General features: G+C 71.4%; 13 protein-coding genes. 3 read left to right on the top strand and 10 right to left on the bottom strand.

What is annotated here, in order from left to right; translation table 11 throughout:
* Positions 1–30: 30 nt before the first annotated feature.
* The 5 genes from H9641_RS05920 to H9641_RS05900 all read right to left on the bottom strand — a co-directional run bounded on the left by H9641_RS05920 (position 31) and on the right by H9641_RS05900 (position 8300).
* The gene (locus H9641_RS05920; RefSeq protein WP_191801863.1) at positions 31–1299 is read right to left on the bottom strand and encodes a hypothetical protein; all 1269 of its coding nucleotides are present in this window, start codon (positions 1297–1299) and stop codon (positions 31–33) included.
* Positions 1300–1325: 26 nt separating this feature from the next.
* Complete coding sequence (locus H9641_RS05915; RefSeq protein ID WP_225220036.1) at positions 1326–2330, bottom strand: TIM barrel protein; 1005 nt, start codon at positions 2328–2330, stop codon at positions 1326–1328.
* Between the two features lie 59 nt (positions 2331–2389).
* The gene (locus H9641_RS05910) at positions 2390–5794 is read right to left on the bottom strand and encodes a PQQ-dependent sugar dehydrogenase (protein ID WP_318244401.1); all 3405 of its coding nucleotides are present in this window, start codon (positions 5792–5794) and stop codon (positions 2390–2392) included.
* A gap of 560 nt (positions 5795–6354) precedes the next feature.
* Positions 6355–7020, bottom strand: coding sequence for a response regulator transcription factor (locus H9641_RS05905; RefSeq protein WP_191801858.1), 666 nt, complete (start codon positions 7018–7020; stop codon positions 6355–6357).
* The gene (locus H9641_RS05900) at positions 7017–8300 is read right to left on the bottom strand and encodes a sensor histidine kinase (protein WP_191801856.1); all 1284 of its coding nucleotides are present in this window, start codon (positions 8298–8300) and stop codon (positions 7017–7019) included. Before H9641_RS05900 ends, H9641_RS05905 begins: the two co-directional genes overlap by 4 nt.
* Positions 8301–8530: 230 nt before the next feature.
* On the opposite strand from H9641_RS05900, the gene H9641_RS20005 reads away from it, so the two are divergent.
* From H9641_RS20005 to H9641_RS05890, 3 genes are read left to right on the top strand one after another with little or no spacing between them, the layout of a single operon-like run.
* The gene (locus H9641_RS20005; RefSeq protein WP_225220035.1) at positions 8531–8824 is read left to right on the top strand and encodes a DUF2510 domain-containing protein; all 294 of its coding nucleotides are present in this window, start codon (positions 8531–8533) and stop codon (positions 8822–8824) included.
* Positions 8761–9567, top strand: coding sequence for a PrsW family glutamic-type intramembrane protease (locus tag H9641_RS05895; RefSeq protein WP_225220034.1), 807 nt, complete (start codon positions 8761–8763; stop codon positions 9565–9567). Before H9641_RS20005 ends, H9641_RS05895 begins: the two co-directional genes overlap by 64 nt.
* 44 nt (positions 9568–9611) lie before the next feature.
* Complete coding sequence (locus H9641_RS05890; RefSeq protein WP_318244400.1) at positions 9612–10196, top strand: P-loop NTPase family protein; 585 nt, start codon at positions 9612–9614, stop codon at positions 10194–10196.
* Here the strand turns inward: H9641_RS05890 and H9641_RS05885 are convergent.
* From H9641_RS05885 to gcvP, 5 genes are all read right to left on the bottom strand, one after another.
* Entirely contained in the window at positions 10165–10593 is a 429-nt protein-coding gene (locus tag H9641_RS05885) for a (deoxy)nucleoside triphosphate pyrophosphohydrolase (RefSeq protein WP_191801854.1), read from the bottom strand. The genes H9641_RS05890 and H9641_RS05885 overlap by 32 nt on opposite strands.
* Before the next feature lie 135 nt (positions 10594–10728).
* Positions 10729–10971, bottom strand: coding sequence for a LuxR C-terminal-related transcriptional regulator (locus tag H9641_RS05880; protein ID WP_191801852.1), 243 nt, complete (start codon positions 10969–10971; stop codon positions 10729–10731).
* Between the two features lie 407 nt (positions 10972–11378).
* On the bottom strand, positions 11379–11750 hold the full coding sequence (gene gcvH, locus H9641_RS05875; protein WP_191801850.1) for a glycine cleavage system protein GcvH: 372 nt from the start codon (positions 11748–11750) through the stop codon (positions 11379–11381).
* 129 nt (positions 11751–11879) lie between these two features.
* Entirely contained in the window at positions 11880–13052 is a 1173-nt protein-coding gene (gene gcvT, locus H9641_RS05870) for a glycine cleavage system aminomethyltransferase GcvT (RefSeq protein ID WP_191801848.1), read from the bottom strand.
* A gap of 123 nt (positions 13053–13175) precedes the next feature.
* Positions 13176–16076 carry an aminomethyl-transferring glycine dehydrogenase gene (gcvP, locus tag H9641_RS05865; RefSeq protein WP_191801846.1) on the bottom strand — a complete coding sequence of 967 codons (2901 nt, stop codon included), beginning with the start codon at positions 16074–16076 and terminating at the stop codon, positions 13176–13178.
* Positions 16077–16176 lie beyond the last annotated feature (100 nt).

Here is a 16176-nt window from a genome sequence, read left to right as displayed (position 1 = left end):
CCCCCCCCCCCACCCACGATCACGACGTGACTAGCTGAGCGCCGTCAGCGTCAGCGTCGCGTTGTAGGTCCCCTCGTTCACCGTGAGCGGGAGCTTCAGGTCGAGCTCCGCCCCGATGACCGCGGCGCCGCGGGCGTGCCCGGCCTCCGCGCTGCCCAGGGTGCGGGCGACGGACAGGCCGTCACCCTCGACGAAGCCCGAGGCGACGGCCGCACCCGCGACCGCTCCGCCGTCGTTCTCCTGGAGCGCGGGCGTCCAGCCGAGGTACTTGCCGGACACCGTCTCGCCGCCCGCGACGAAGTCGCCGACCTGTGCGGACACCGACCACGCCGGGGCGTTGATGCGGGTGTCCGTGACGCGGACCGGGACGAGGTCGCCCGAGGCCGCGAAGTGGTCGCCCTGCTCCTCGGCCACGCCCAGGTCGACGAGACCCGAGGAGCCCTCGAGGCTCCACGTGAGCTCGCCCGGACGGGGCTCGGGGATCACGACGGCGACCGACTGGTCGCCCGCCGCGAGCGCACCGGGGGCCGTGCCGGTGAGGTCGCCCTCGACCGAGCCCGCGGTGTTGCCCGGACCGAAGTTCGCGGCCGGTGCGTTGTCCGCGAGACGCACGGCCCCGTGGACCGTGGTGCCCGCGACCTGGAGGTTGGCGGTGTTGCCGGTCAGGACGAGGTCCCCACCCACCGTGTTGCCCCACTGGTCCGCAGACCCGTCGCTCGTCGCGCCGACCAGCGCGTCACGCGACGTGCCCGTCACGGACAGGCTGCCCCCGACGACCGCGCCGCCGACGCTCACGCCGAAGTCGCTGTCGCCGAGCGTCACGTCGCCGTTCACGCTCGTGCGCAGCAGGTCGACGTACGTCGCGGCCTGCGTCGAGAGGTTGCCCGAGATCTTCGAGTCCGAGATCTCGACGTCGACCCCGCCCGCCGCGACGCTGCCGCCCACGCGCAGGTCGTACAGGTAGAGGAACCCGACGCGCGAGCCGGCGGTGTACGAGCTGATGTCGCCCCCGACGCTCGCCCCGTCGATCAGGACGCCGTAGGCGTCGGTCGCGACGACGTCGCCCTCGATGACGGCCTCGGTCGCGTCGAGCCACGCGTCGTCACCGACCGTGATCGAACCCTGGACCGTGGTCCCGCCGAGGACACAGGTCGCGCCCGCGGGGACGACCAGGTCGCCCGCGATGACCGTGTCGTCGAGCTCGGTCGTGCAGCTCGCGACGGCGGCGTGCGCTGCTGGTGCACCGACCGCGATCAGCGCGAACGCTGCGGCAGCGGCTGCTGAAACCTTCCACTTCATGGCGAATCTCCTGTTTTCTCGGTGGTTCAGCCGCGAAGGCCGTAGATGGAGGTGTAGCTGCGCCGTGCGTTGCCCAGGGAGTTCAGGGGGTTCGGCGGCGCGGCGACCGAGCTGGCGTTGTCCTGCTCGAACAGGCCGAAGTGCTGGCCGCGCGTGCGCAGCTGCGACAGGAAGGCCTGGTAGTCGATGTTGCCCTCGCCGAACTCGATGATGTCGTAGCCGTTGGCGCTGCCCGTGTTGGTCTTGCCGTCCTTGAGGTGGAGCATCGGGAAGCGGCGCGGGTCGCGCTTGATGTAGTCGATGGGCTCGAACCCGGGGTACTTGTGCTTGCCGACGTGCGCCCAGAAGACGTCCATCTCGAAGAAGACGAGCTCGGGGTCGAACTCGTCCCACAGCAGGTCGTACACGCGGCGCGTCGGGTCGTCCGTGGTGAAGCGGAACTCGCCGTCGTGGTTGTGGGCGTAGAGCTTGAGGCCTGCGGCCTTGGTCTTGACGCCCATCTGGTTCCACGTGTTCGCCGCGGCGGTCCAGGCGGCCACGGTCGGGGTGTTGTTGATGGGGCCACCCTGACCGATGTGCGGCATCCCGAGGATGAGCGCCTTCTCGATCTCGGCGTCGATGTTGCCCGGGTTGAGGGTCGCGTGCGTACCGACGGCCCGCAGGCCGTTGTCGTCGAGCAGCTGGCGGATCTCCGGGATGGTGATCGCGCCGACGTTGCCCTGCGTGTACCCCGCGAACTCGACCTCGGAGTAGCCGATGTCGGCGAGCTCCTCGAACACGGCCCGGAAGCCGAGCGAGCTGACCTTGTCGCGCACCGTGTAGAGCTGGATGCCGATGCGGTTGACGGGGACGAGGCGGTTGCGGCCGCTGCTCGGTGCTGCGGCCACGCCGCCCAGGGCGGACGCCGCGGTCGGGCCGATCGCCGCGCCCACACCGACGGCGACCGTCGAGGCCGCGAGGGCCTTGAGCAGGTTCCGCCGGCTCATCGGGCGAGCCGGGATGGACTCGTGGTGGTGCTCGTGTGAACTCATGTCTCTCCTTCGAGGTGAGGTTCGATGGCCCGGGGCGCGAGCCCCGGGCCACCACGTGCCTAGTTGCGGACGGTGAGGTTGAGCGACGTCGCGCTCTTGGTGACGCCGGTCGAGCCCTGGTAGGCGATCTCGACCTTGTAGGTGCCGACCTCGGGGAGCTTCGGGAGCGTCACGACGACGTCGCCCTCGGCGTCGAGCGTCCCGGTGCGGGTCGCGACCGTGGCGTTGTTGCGCTTGACGGTGACCGTGACGTCGCCCGTGGCGACGACACCCGTCGAGCTCTCGACCGAGATGGTCGCCTTGGCGGCGATCGACGGCTTGACCGGGTTGGGCGAGACGGAGCCCGAGACGGTCGAGGAGGCCGCGGCGACCGTGAGGCGCACGGTCGCCGAGGACTTCTTGAAGACCTGGTCGGCCTGGTAGCTCGCCTTGAGGGTGTGCGTCCCGACGGCGAGCGTCGGGTCGAGCGCGACCGTGGCCACGCCGTCGACGAGGGTCCCGCGACCGACCTCGGTGTCACCCGAGGTCAGGACGACGTCGCCGGTCGGCGTGCCACCCTCGCCCGTGACGGTGACCGTGGCCTCGCCCGGTGCCCCGAACGAGACGCGGGCTGCCGGCACGGCGACCTTGGTGACCGACGAGACCGTGGGCTCGTTCGGCGCCGCGAGGTCGATCGTGAACGAGACCGACCCGACCACCGAGACGTTGCCGCCCGTGTCGGTCGCGCGGTACTGCAGGTTCCGCACGCCGTTGGTCGTGAAGTTGACGCTGTACGCGCCGCTGGCCGCGGCCACGTTCGTCCAGGACTGGCCGTTGTTGGTCGAGTACTGGACGCTCGCGAGAGCGCCGTCGTCCTTGACGTCGAGGTTCATGCGCACGGCCTTGTTGTAGACGCCGCCGACGCCCGTGGGCGCTGCCGGGTCGAGCGTGTGCTTGATCGTCGGCGCCTTGACGTCGCCGACGCCCACGCCCTGGAAGTCGAACGAGTCGACGGCCAGCTCGTTGGCCGAGGTCACGAAGAGCGTGCCCGAACCCTGCGGGGCGTTCGTGAACGGCACCGTGACCTCCTTCCAGCCTGCGCCGGCGGGGATCTGGGCCGTGGCGAACGGCGCGGCGTCGGCCGCACCCCAGCGGAGCTGGAGCTGCCCGCCACCGTTGGCGACGACCTTGACGCCCGTGATCCCGGCGAAGTTCACCGGGCTGTAGGACAGGTGGTCACCGTTGCCGAGGCCACGGATCGCCTGACCGGCACCTGCGGTCTCGTCCTCGTAGGCCACGACGCCCTTGCTCTTGGCGTGCTCGGCCTGCTGGACGAACGGGTTCAGCTGGACGGTCGCCTCGCCGGGGGCGGCGGGCAGGCCGTTGTGGCCGTTGTCGGTGTAGGAGACGACGACGGCGCCGTAGATGTGCGCGCCCTCACCGTGCTGCGGCGAGTCCGGCGACGTCTTCCAGGCACCCGTGCAGCCCGTGCCCGAGACCTCGGGGTGGGCGTGCTCGTCGTGGCCCAGACCGTAGGTCCACGCCACGCGGTTGCAGGCCGTCGCGGTGCCGTCCTCGGCGTCGTTCGTCGAGACCTTGAACGGGACGGCCTGGCCCCAGCTGAAGAACGAGCCGTCACCGGGGTAGTCGACCGTGACCTCGGGGGCCTGGTTGCCGACCGAGATGACCTTGGAGGTCAGCGTGAACTTGCCCTTGGCGTCGGTGACGCGCAGGCGGGCGTTGTACTGACCGAGGGTCGTGTACGTGTGGCTCGCGGTGACTCCCGTGGCGTCGAACGTCCCGTTGCCGTCGAAGTCCCACTGGTACGTGAGGGCATCGCCGTCGGGGTCGCTCGAGCTGCTCGCGTCGAAGGCCGCGGTGAGCGGGGCCTCGGACGACGAGTTGGGGGTCGCGGTGAAGCGGGCCTGCGGGGCCTTGTTGCCCTCGGCGTAGGACACCTTGTAGAGGCCGGCGTCCGGGTTGGCGCGGAAGAACCCGTCGCCGTAGTCGAGCACGTAGAGCGAGCCGTCGGGGCCGAACTCCATGTCGATCATGTTGTCGTTGAGCGGCTGGGCGTTCTTGGCCAGCTGGGCGTTGGGCGTGAAGTCCTCGATGTGCGTGACCTCGTAGGTCTCCCAGTCGACCGTGAAGGCCGCGAGGTAGTCCTGCGAGAACTCACCGAAGAACGCCTTGTTGTCCCAGTACTCCGGGAGCTTGGACGTCGAGGGGTTCTCGGCGTCGTAGTGGTAGACGGGGGCGCCCATGGGCGCCTGGCCGCTGCCGGTGCCGAAGTTCACGAGCTCGTCCCACGGCTGGTCGCCGGGGCGGTCGCCGTAGTAGAGGGTCGCCTCGCGTGCCGGGGGCAGGTCGACGAGGCCCGTGTTCCAGCGCGAGTTGTTCTTGAGCGCGGCCGGGTCGAAGAAGGCCCCGGGCGTGCTCGTCGCGAAGTTCCACTCGTTGTAGGGCGCGTTGGGCCCGTGCACGAAGGGCCAGCCCGCGTTGTGCGGGTCGTCGAGGCTCACGGTGTTCCACTCGACGTAGCCCATGGGGCCACGTGCCGGGTCGGCGTTGGCCGCGTCGGGGCCGTAGTCGCCCCACGAGAGGCTGTTCGTCTCGGGGTCCACGTCGATGCGGAACGGGTTGCGGACACCCATCACGAAGATCTCGGGGCGGGTCTTCTCGGTACCGACCGGGAAGAGGTTGCCCTCGGGGATCGTGTAGGAGCCGTCCTCCTGGACGTTGATGCGCAGGATCTTGCCGCGCAGGTCGTTGGTGTTGCCCGCGCCGCGGCGCGAGTCCAGTCCGGGGTTCATGCCGGGCGCGTCGTTGTTGGGCGTGAAGCCGTTGGCACCGGGCGCGCTCGCGGGGGTGTTGTCACCGCTCGACAGGTAGAGGTTGCCGTCGGCGTCCCAGTCCATGTCTGCGCCGACGTGGCAGCACTGACCGCGCTGGACCTCGATGTCGATGATCTTCTGCTCGGACGCCAGGTCGAGGCCCGTGCCCGTCCACTTGAACCGGGAGAGCCGGTTGACGCCCTTCCACTGGTCCCAGTAGCTCTCGTCGGCACCGGCCGGGAGCGTGTTGGGGGCCGATCCCGTCGGGGTCCCGCTCAGGGGCGCGTAGGAGAGGTAGACCCAGCCGTTCTCCGCGAAGTCGGGGTCGATCCCGATGCCCTGGAGACCGTCCTCCGAGTTCGCGTAGACGGGGATCTTGTTGGTGATGGCGGTGACACCGGTCTCGGGGTCCGTGAGCCGGACGTCGCCGTTGCGTGCGGTGTGCAGGATCTTGCCGTCGGGCAGGATCGCGAGGTCGATCGGTTCGCCGACGTCCTTGGTCAGCAGGATCTTCTCGTAGTTGGACCAGTCGAGCGCGGCCTCCGCGCCGGGCTCGCTGCCGTGGTCGACGCCGTCGTGGGCCGTCGCGGGGCCCGTCGCGGCCGCGAGGCCCGACAGGGCCAGGACGCCCGCGAGAGACGCGGCGACCACCCTTGATCTCGCGGTCCTTCGTGCAGGAATAGACTTCACAGTGATGCAGCTCCTCATGGGGGTTCATCGCCGGACCGGGCCACCGCTCGCTGCTGAGACAGCGGGATCACGGGTGGTCCGGTCTTTTGTGTCACGTGGAGGTGGCTCCCCGGGCACTCCCGCCCTCGCCACCGTCGTCGTCCTCCCCTCGCCGTCGAGTGGTGGTGTTCTCCGTCATCGCTGTCGGGTGGCACCGGCTGAACGCCGGGTCGCCCCGACGGATGAACGCTCACACAGCGTGAGCGGCCCGGAAGTTCCTGGAATGCGGTGTATCTACCTGCTACCGAGATGGTCTTCCTCGACCACCTGGTAGGAATCTAGGCCGACTTCTATCGCCTGTCAATCAAAAGTTGAAACCTACCGCTCAGTAGTAGGGCACAGTTCCGAACGGTCCGCACGCCGAACGGCGTCGCCCGGGGACGAGCAGGACGCGCGAGGCCCGGCCCGCGCGTCAGGTCGACCTCTCCACGCCGGGACCGAACCCTCGGAGCCCGCCCGCCGCCAGAGCCCGTTGCAGGTCCTCAGGCCTCGCCCGTGACGAGCCCCGACCGGTACGCGAGGACCACGAGCTGGGCCCGGTCACGGGCCCCGAGCTTCGACATCGCTCGGTTCACGTGCGTCTTGGCCGTGAGCGGCGTGACGTGCAGCCGCGCCGAGATGTCGTCGTTGCTCAGCCCCTGGGCGACCAGGAGCACGACCTCGCGCTCACGGTCGGTGAGCGACCGGAAGGCCTCGCCGTCGACGCGGGGCCGCGGTTCGGTCGTGACCGCCCGTGCGATCAGGCTCCGGGTGGCCTGCGGGGACAGGAGCGAGTCCCCCGCAGCGACGGTGCGCACCGCGTCCACGAGGACCTGTGGGCGCACACCCTTGCCCAGGAACCCGGCCGCGCCGGCGCGCAGCGCTCCGATCACGTGCTCGTCGTCCTCGAACGTCGTCAGGACGAGCACGTGGACCTCCGCGAGATCGGGGTCGCCGACGATCTGCGCGGTCGCGGAGATCCCGTCCGTCCCCGGCATCCGGAGGTCCATCACGACGACGTCGGGCCGCAGGTCTCGTGCCAGCTCGACCGCCCGGGCCCCGTCGGCCGCCTCCCCCACGACCTCGATCCCGTCACTGACCCCGAGCAGCGCGGCGAAGCCCGCCCGGATGAGCTCCTGGTCGTCGACGACGAGCACACGGACGGTCACGGGGCCTCCTGGCTGGTGGACTGCGCGGGGTCGGTGGCACCGGACCGAGCCGGATCGTCGGCGGGCACGAGAGGCACGGCGGGCACAGGGAGCAGGACCCGCACGACCCAGGACCCGTCGCGCGAGCCGGTCTCGACCGAGCCGCCGACCGCGGCCACACGTTCCCGCAGCCCCACGAGCCCCAGGCCGCTCCCGTGCAGGGCGGCCCCGCCCTGCCCCGGGCGTCCCGGAACGGGGTTGACGACCTCGACGACGACCGAGCCCTCACTGTGCACCACGCTCAGGTCGGCCCGCCCGGTGCCGTGCCGGTGCGCGTTGGTCAGCGCCTCCTGGACCACCCGGTAGACCGTGAGGTCCAGCACCGGGGGCAGTCTGCGCGGGGCGCCCGTGGTCCGTTCGACGACCTCGAGGCCGGTGGACCGCACCTCGTCGAGGAGGCGCGGAAGGTCGGCGACCCCCGGCGCGGGGGTGGCGTCGCCCGGTTCGTCGTCGTCCCGCAGGAGGTGCAGCAGCGAGGACATCTCGGACAGGACCCTCTCCCCCGCGTCGCGCACGTGGCCGATCGCCTCCCGGGCCATGTCGGGGCGCTTGTCGAAGAGCGCCTCGGCCGCACCCGCCTGCACGCTGATGACCGCCACGTGGTGCGCGACGACGTCGTGCAGCTCGCGCGCGATGCGCAGCCGCTCCTGGGTGACGCGGCGGGCCGCCTCTGCCTCACGGCTCTCCTCGGCGCGCGCGGCACGGTCGCGTGCCGAGGAGACGACGGCGCGCTGAGCGCCGATCGCCGCGCCCAGCGCTGCGGCCAGGACGATCAGGACCACGACGAGCACGACGTAGGAACCCGTGGGGTCCAGGCCGCCCACGAGGACGAGCACCGCCGGGTACGCGACGACGGTGGCCAGCGTCGCGAGCACCGCCTCACGGCGCCCGGCGTAGGCCGCGACCGAGTAGATCGCGACGAGCCCGGGGCCGAACGCGAGCGACGAGTCGGCGTCGATCGCGGCGGACCCGACCATCGCGACCAGGGCGACGCCCACCGCGAGCAGCGGGTTCGTCCGACGCCACACGAGTCCCCCGCACGCGACGACGAGCGCGACGACCGAGACCACGGTGCTCGGGTACCGCTCGGGCGCGACGACCTGAGGCGTGGCGAGCACGACGAGGACGACCACGGCCCCGACCGCGTCGCGCACCGGCGGGGGAAGTCCTCTCCAGCGCGCCGTCGCCCGGGCGACCCGCGCACGGCTCGTGCCGGTCGGTCGCGAAGGGGCAGGGTCCACCGTTCGACGATACCCGGGGCTCGGCGCCCGCGGGCGCGTCCACGCAGGTCAGACGCCTACCACGCACGCAGTACGGGCCGGTCGGAAGATCACCACCGGGACCGACGTCCCGCACCAGGGCGCGCGAGAGGCTCGAGACATGAGGACACGAGAAGCCACCGCCGGGCCGACCGGCGGCGTGTCGTGAGGTTCCTCCGTTCTTCGACAGATCTCAGTGATTGGCTGCAGTCATGATGTTGCTCAACGTGCTCGGTGCGGTCCTGCTCGTCGCCGGCTTCTACGCCGCCTGGCGCCTGGCGCCGCGGCCGACCGACGCGCCCCCGGCCCGGTGGTTCCCCGACCCCGCCGCCAGGTCACCACGGCGCCGGTTGTGGGACGGACAGGCCTGGACGGCCCGCGTCACCGACGGCGACGAGGCGGCCGACCGCGGCCACCACTTCCGCGGACGCTTCTGGGGGCGATGGCCCTGGTCTGCTGGGCCTTCTACGGGTTCGTGGACCGCCAGCTCGCTCTCCGGGACCTGATCGGGCTCCGCCAGGTCGTGGCCGTCGCGGTCGCCACGGCCGGCGCCACCTTCCTCGTGGGCATGAACCTCAACAACCTCACCGGCTCGATCGGCGGCATCTCGCTCTCCGCGAACCTCGTCGGGCTCACCGAGGAGACTGCCAAGCTGCTCGTGCCCATCGCCCTGTTCCTGCTCGGCACCTACCGCAACCCGCGCGTGGGCGTGGCGATCGGCCTGGCCTCCGGGTTCGGGTTCGCGATCGCCGAGACCACGCTCTACGCATACCAGATGGCTGCGGCGTCCGGGCCGGCCTTCTGCGGCGGCGAGACCCCGGCCGTCACCACCACGTCGGTCATCGCAGCCCAGGTCGCACGCATCTTCGGCGTCTCGCCCTTCCACTGGCTCTTCACGGGCATCGCGGTCGCGATCGCGTGGCGGGCCTGGCACCTGTACGGCCGCAAGGGGACACCTGCCGCGCTCGGCGGGATCCTGCTCGTCATGGTGGTCCACTCGCTCAACGACACGTCGGCCACGCTCGGGTGCGGCGAGCCCACGGCCCAGCTGCTCCTGGCGAACCTCCGGTACATCCTCGTGATCGTCATGTACCTCGTGTTCAAGGCGTGGGCCCGCAAGCACACTCCCCCGCAGATGATCGGGGCCGTCAGCACCGGTTGGACCCCGAAGCACCTGGGCGAGCAGTCGGTACCGGCCGCCGATGCCCCCGCCGACGACTCCCCCGCCCGCGAGCCCGCCGACGGCTGACTCCTCGCACGCCGCACCCGCACGGCGTCGGGTAGTGTCCCGGGGTGCACTCGACCCTCGGACCCCAGGACGACGTCGTCGCGCACCTCGGGCACATCCCTTGCCGCATCCTCGTCGCCGGGGTCTCGGGCTCGGGCAAGACGACCCTTGCACGACGGCTCGCCGCACGGCTCGACCTGCCGCACACCGAGATCGACGCGCTCTTCCACGGACCCGACTGGACTCCCCGGGCGACGTTCGTCGAGGACGTGCGGGCCGCCGTCGGGCAGGAGGCGTTCGTCATGGAGTGGCAGTACCGCGCCGTGCGCCCGCTCCTGCTGGACGAGGCCGAGCTCGTCGTGTGGCTCGACCTCCCCACCCTGACCACCATGCGTCAGGTCGTGACGAGGACCGTGCGCCGGGCCCGGCACAAGGAGGTGCTGTGGAACGGGAACGTCGAGCCGTCGCTCTGGACGATCTTCACGGACCGCGACCACATCGTCCGGTGGGCGTGGTCGACGCGACGCTCGTTGCGTGACCTCCCGGTGGTCGCGGCCCGGCAGGACCCGCCCGTCGCGCTCGTGCGGCTGCGGAGCAGACGGCAGGTCGAGACCTGGGTCAGACGGCTTCCCTGGCGACCCATTCGCTGAGCGCCTCGACGATCCGGACGTCACCGTCGAGCCAGTCGACGCTCTCCCACTCGCCCGCAGGGAGCCAGCGCAGCGCGTCGTGCTCGACCAGGGGCTCGGGCTCACCGGCGACGACGCGCGCGAGCCACAGGCGCATGACGTGACGGTCCGTGATGTTCCAGCCCCCGTCGTCGGGCCCGAGGAGCTCGGCTCCGAGCTCGACCTGCACACCGAGCTCCTCGCGGAGCTCACGGTGCAGCCCTTCGACGGGGGTTTCCCCCGGATCCACCTTGCCGCCGGGGAACTCCCAGCGCCCGGCCAGCTCGATCGGCCGGGAACGGCGCGCGGCGAGCAGGAGGCGGGGCGTGGCGAGGTCGTCGACGACGGCCGCGGCGACCACGAGTCGGCGGAGAGTCATACGCGGAGTGTTTCACGCCGGACATGACGGGACAGGACCCGGGACGTGTCCGGCTGGTCACACGCGGCGACCCGGCCGAGGCTCACGATCCCGCCGACAGATGTCGGCGGGCGACGGTGCCGGTGCGGGACCGGCTCAGCGGATCCCGGCAGCCTTGGCCCACTCGACCGCTTCTGCGCGGGTCGAGACGCCGAGCTTGCGGTAGAGGCTGCGCACCTGCGACTTGACGGTGTTGCGCGTCACGAACAGCTTGGTGGCGATCTGCTCCAGGGTGATGTCCTCGGAGAGGTTCGACAGCACCACGTGCTCACGACGGGTGAGCGGGGCTGAGAGCTGGGTTGCCGGCGACTCGGTCCGGGCCAGTTCGATGATGCTCATGCTTCCTCCATGTGCTGACCGGTCTCTCCATCGCGTCATGGATCGATCCGGCGCCTTGCTGCTACTGGGAGAGATGGCCCAGTCGTCGATTCATGACGCGGTTTTTCACCCTCAATCTGGATTGCTCTGCCGAGCGGCGCGTGAGCATCGCAGGTACGGTGCATTTCCGCTGGTCAGAGCGATTTCTACCCGCGACGAGCGGTAGCAGGTGGTATCTCCCATGTGTCCCAGATCACCCTTGTCGCGTTGCGACGAGAATTGTGACCCGCCTCACAGTTTGGGCCGAGCGTGCGTGACTCACAACCCGAACGCACCCGGGACGCCCGGAGGGCCGGCCCGCGACGTCGTCGCGAAACCGGCCCTCCGAGGCGCGTCCGTCGCCGGACGCAGATCATCGCTGCTGTCCGTCAGCCGCCCACGAGCGCGCTGTACTCCTCGGCCGTGAGCACGGGGCCCGTCTCGGTCACGTCGACCTTGATGAGCCAGCCACCCGCGAAGGGCTCGGCGTTGACGAGCGACGGGTCGTCGATCGCGGCCTGGTTGACCTCGGCCACCGTCCCCGTGACGGGGGAGTAGAGCTCGGAGACCGACTTGGTCGACTCGACCTCGCCGATCACCGCGCCGGCCGTGACGGCCGCCCCGACCTCGGGGAGCTCGAGGTAGACGATGTCACCGAGCGCCTCGGCGGCCGTGCTCGTGATGCCGATGACGGCCGGGTTCGAGGCGTCGAGCCACTCGTGCTCGGCGGTGTACTGCAGGTTGCCGGGGAAGTCGGCCATGGGGGCTCCTGGTGTGCTGGTGCGGGTGCTGGACGGGGGCGGGCCGTGTGGCCCGCAGAACGGGGGCGGTGCGCTGCGCGGGGCAGGTCCTGACGCCAGGACCGGGCGTCAGGACCGGTCCGACGACGGTCAGGACGCCTGAGGACGACGGTAGAACGGCATGGGCACGATCACCACCGGCTCCTCGCGACCACGGACGTCGACCGCGAGCTCGGTGCCCTCGGCGCTGAACTCGGGGGTCACGTACGCCATCGCGATCGGGTACCCGAGCGTGGGCGAGGGCGCTCCCGAGGTCACGAACCCGATCTGCACGTCGGGGTCCTTGCCCGGGATCACGACGGCGTAGCCCGCGCGGGCGGGACGCTTGCCGAGTCCGCGGAGGCCCACGAGCACGCGCGCGGGCTGTGCGCCCTTGCGCGACGCGAGCGCAGCGCGCCCGACGAACTCGAGCGGGTTGCCCTCGGCATCGACCTTGTCGAGCTTCACGACGCGCCCGAGGCCCGCCTCGTACGGCGTGGTGGTGGTGTCGAGCTCGTGCCCGTAGAGGGGCATGCCCGCCTCGAGGCGCAGCGAGTCGCGGGCCGAGAGACCTGCCGGGGCGAGCCCCAGGGGCTCCCCCGCCGTCAGCACGGCCTGCCACAGCTCCCGCGCGTGCTCGGCCGGGACGAACAGCTCGAACCCGTCCTCGCCCGTGTAGCCGGTGCGGGCCAGCAACGTGTCGAGACCTGCGACCCGCACCGAGACCGACGCGTAGTACTTCAGGTCCTTGACGGTCTGTACGTCGTCAGCGGCGACGAGCGAGGTGACGATCTCCTCGGCGCGGGGCCCCTGGACCGCGACGAGCGCGGTCTCTTCAGCCTGGTCGGTGACGGTCGCGTCGAAGCCCGCGCACCGGCGGACCAGCTCCTGCGTCACCAACGGCGCGTTCCCCGCGTTGGCCACGACGAGGAACGTCTCCTCGGCCAGGCGGTAGACGACCAGGTCGTCCAGGACCGAGCCGTCCTCGGCGCAGATCATGGTGTACCGCGCACGACCCACGGCCACGGCCGTGAGGTTGCCGACGAGCGCCCGGTCCAGGGCTGCGGCGGCCTGGGGCCCGCTGACCTCGATCTCCCCCATGTGGGAGAGGTCGAACAGGCCGGCCGCCTCGCGCACGGCACGGTGCTCGGCCAGGTCGCTCGTGTACCGCAGCGGCATCTGCCAGCCGCCGAAGCTCGTGAGCGAGGCTCCCAGGGCGACGTGCTCGTCGTGGAGCGGGCTGAGGCGGTCAGCGGCCGTGGTGTGCTGCTCGGACTCCGTCATGGTGTTCCTCTCGGGGGAGCCGGGGCGACGTGACCTCTGCGTCACGCTCGCTCCCCCAGGGGGGGGGGGCCGGGGGCCGGCCGGGTCCGGCACGACCGGGGGGGCGCGCCGGACCGGTCGACCTCAGGAGTACGACTCGATCGGGGGGCAGGAGCAGACGAGGTTGCGGTCCCCCCGGGCGCCGTCGATGCGGCGCACGGGCGGCCAGTACTTGCCGGCTCGCAGCGCCGCGAGCGGGTAGGCCGCGACCTCGCGCGAGTACGGCTTGTCCCACGCGTCCGAGATCACGGCAGCGGCCGTGTGGGGCGCCCCGCGCAGCGGGGACTCCTCGATGGCCCAGGTACCTGCGGCGACCTGGTCGATCTCGGCCTTGATCGCGACCATCGCGTCGACGAATCGGTCGAGCTCGGCGAGGTCCTCGCTCTCGGTCGGCTCGACCATGAGCGTGCCCGCGACCGGGAACGACAGCGTCGGGGCGTGGAAGCCGTAGTCCATGAGGCGCTTGGCGACGTCCTCGGCGGTCACTCCGGTCTGCGCGGTGATGCCGCGCAGGTCGAGGATGCACTCGTGCGCGACCAGGCCCGTCTCGCCGGTGTACAGCACGGGGAAGTGCTCGGTCAGGCGGCTGGCCAGGTAGTTCGCGGCCAGCACGGCCGTCTTGGTCGCGGCCTCGAGACCGTCGGGCCCCATGAGGGCGACGTACGCGTAGGAGATCGGCAGGATGCCTGCCGAGCCGAACGGCGCGGCCGAGACCGGCGAGGCGCCCTCGCCCGTGAGCGGGTCCCCCGGCAGGAAGGGCACCAGGTGCTCGGCCACGGCGACGGGCCCGACGCCGGGGCCGCCACCGCCGTGCGGGATGCAGAAGGTCTTGTGCAGGTTCAGGTGCGAGACGTCGCCGCCGAACTCGCCCGGGCGGGCCAGGCCGACGAGCGCGTTGAGGTTCGCCCCATCGATGTACACCTGTCCGCCAACAGCATGTACAAGGTCGCAGACCTCGCGCACGTGCTCCTCGTAGACCCCGTGCGTCGAGGGGTAGGTGATCATGATCGCGGCGACCTGGGGGCCGTGCTGCTCGAGCTTGGCGCGCAGGTCGTCGAGCTGGACCTCCCCCTTCTCGGACGTCGCGACGACCACGACACGCATGCCCGCGAGAGCCGCCGACGCCGCGTTGGTGCCGTGCGCCGACGCGGGGATGAGGCACACGTCGCGCCCCTCCTCGCCGCACGAGCGGTGGTAGTCGCGGATCGCGAGCAGGCCCGCGAACTCACCCTGCGACCCCGCGTTGGGCTGGACCGAGACGCCCGCGTACCCCGTGATCTCGGCGAGCTGCGACTGGAGCCCCTCGATCAGCTCGGCGTACCCGAGGGCTTGCTCGGCCGGGACGAACGGGTGCACGTCCGCGAACTCGGGCCACGAGATGGCCTCCATCTCCGCGGTCGCGTTGAGCTTCATGGTGCACGAGCCCAGCGGGATCATGGTGCGGTCGAGCGCCAGGTCCTTGTCCGAGAGCGAGCGCAGGTAGCGCAGCATCGCGGTCTCGGAGCGGTGCCGGTGGAACACCGGGTGCGTCAGGTAGTCCGTCGTGCGCAGCAGGTCTGCCGGCAGCACGCTGCCGCCGCCCTCGAACTCGAGGTCCTGGCCCGTGGCGAACACCTCGACCAGCGCGAGGACGTCGTCGGGCGTCGTGGTCTCGTCGCACGCAATCTGTACATGATGCGTGTCCGGGTTGTACACGTTGATGCCGGCGTCTGCGGCGGCAGCGACGAGTGCCGCCGCGCGGCCCGGGACCACGGCCGAGACCGTGTCGAAGAAGACGTCGTGCCCGACCTCGACGCCCGCGGCGCGCAGGCCGTTGGCGAGCGCCACGGCACGCGAGTGGACGCGCTCCGCGATCTCCCGGAGCCCCGCGGGCCCGTGGTACACCGCGTACATCGACGCGACGATCGCGAGCAGCGCCTGTGCGGTGCAGATGTTGCTCGTCGCCTTCTCGCGGCGGATGTGCTGCTCACGGGTCTGGAGAGCGAGCCGGTAGGCCTGGTCCCCGTCCGCGTCGACCGACACGCCGACCAGACGCCCGGGGAGCGACCGCTCGAGGCCCTTGCGGACCGCCATGAACGCCGCGTGCGGGCCGCCGTAGAAGAGCGGGACACCGAAGCGCTGGGCCGACCCCACCGCGACGTCCGCGCCGAGCTCTCCGGGCGAGACGAGCAGCGTCAGGGCGAGCAGGTCGGCGGCGATCGTCACCAGGCCACCCCGGTCCTTGGTCTCCGCGACGAGAGGACGCAGGTCCCGGACCACGCCCGAGGCGCCGCTCTGCTGGAGCACCACGCCGATGAGCTTCTCGTCCGCGGCACCGGCCGCCGCGAGGCCCGCTGCCAGGCCCTGCGACAGGTCCACGACGACCACGGGCAGGCCGACCGACTCGGCCCGGGCGCGCGTCACCGCGACCGTCTGGGGGAACAGCTCCGAGTCGAGCGCCACCACGCCCGCCCCGCCCTTGGCCGCGCGCCACATGAGCGCCACGGCCTCGGCGACAGCGGTGGCCTCGTCGAGCAGCGACGCGTTCGCGACCTCGAGCCCCGTGAGGTCCAGGACCACGGTCTGGAAGTTGAGGAGCGCCTCGAGGCGCCCCTGCGAGATCTCCGGCTGGTACGGCGTGTAGGCCGTGTACCAGGCGGGGGACTCGAGCACGTTGCGGCGGATGACCGGGGGAGTGATGGTCCCGTAGTAGCCGAGCCCGATCATCTGCCTCTTGACGACGTTCTTCGCCGCGATGGCCCGCAGGTCCGCGAGGACCTCGGTCTCGGTGCGCGCGGCCGGCAGGTCGAGCGGGCGGTCGGTGCGGATGGAGTCCGGGACCGCTGCGTCGACCAGGGCGTCGAGGGAGTCGTAGCCGAGCTCGGCGAGCATCGCCGCGACCTCGCCCGTGGGAACGTCGCTCGCGTCAGCAGCGACCGGACGGGGGCCGATGTGGCGGAACGGGAAGTGCGCGCGGTCGAACGCGTCGCTGGACTGCTGGGTCACGGAGGTCTCCGGGGGTCGGCGAGGAAGACGGCGGCAGGCTCGGGAGCCCACCAGTTCCTCCCCGCTCTGTCATCGGACGCGCAGCGTCGACCTGAGAGTT

This window comes from Oerskovia merdavium, assembly GCF_014836755.1.
In the GTDB taxonomy this organism is placed as follows: domain Bacteria; phylum Actinomycetota; class Actinomycetes; order Actinomycetales; family Cellulomonadaceae; genus Oerskovia; species Oerskovia merdavium.
The sequence above is the reverse complement of the archived record's forward strand: the minus strand, read 5'-3'. Positions and strand labels throughout refer to the sequence as shown.

Bases quoted from the DNA above. Each gene is read 5' to 3' on its own strand.
- H9641_RS05920 (WP_191801863.1), bottom strand. From the start codon at position 1,299: ATGAAGTGGAAGGTTTCAGCAGCCGCTGCCGCAGCGTTCGCGCTGATC.
- H9641_RS05915 (WP_225220036.1), bottom strand. From the start codon at position 2,330: ATGAGTTCACACGAGCACCACCACGAGTCCATCCCGGCTCGCCCGATG.
- H9641_RS20005 (WP_225220035.1), top strand. From the start codon at position 8,531: ATGATGTTGCTCAACGTGCTCGGTGCGGTCCTGCTCGTCGCCGGCTTC.
- H9641_RS05895 (WP_225220034.1), top strand. From the start codon at position 8,761: ATGGCCCTGGTCTGCTGGGCCTTCTACGGGTTCGTGGACCGCCAGCTC.
- H9641_RS05885 (WP_191801854.1), bottom strand. From the start codon at position 10,593: ATGACTCTCCGCCGACTCGTGGTCGCCGCGGCCGTCGTCGACGACCTC.
- H9641_RS05880 (WP_191801852.1), bottom strand. From the start codon at position 10,971: ATGAGCATCATCGAACTGGCCCGGACCGAGTCGCCGGCAACCCAGCTC.
- gcvH (WP_191801850.1), bottom strand. From the start codon at position 11,750: ATGGCCGACTTCCCCGGCAACCTGCAGTACACCGCCGAGCACGAGTGG.
- gcvT (WP_191801848.1), bottom strand. From the start codon at position 13,052: ATGACGGAGTCCGAGCAGCACACCACGGCCGCTGACCGCCTCAGCCCG.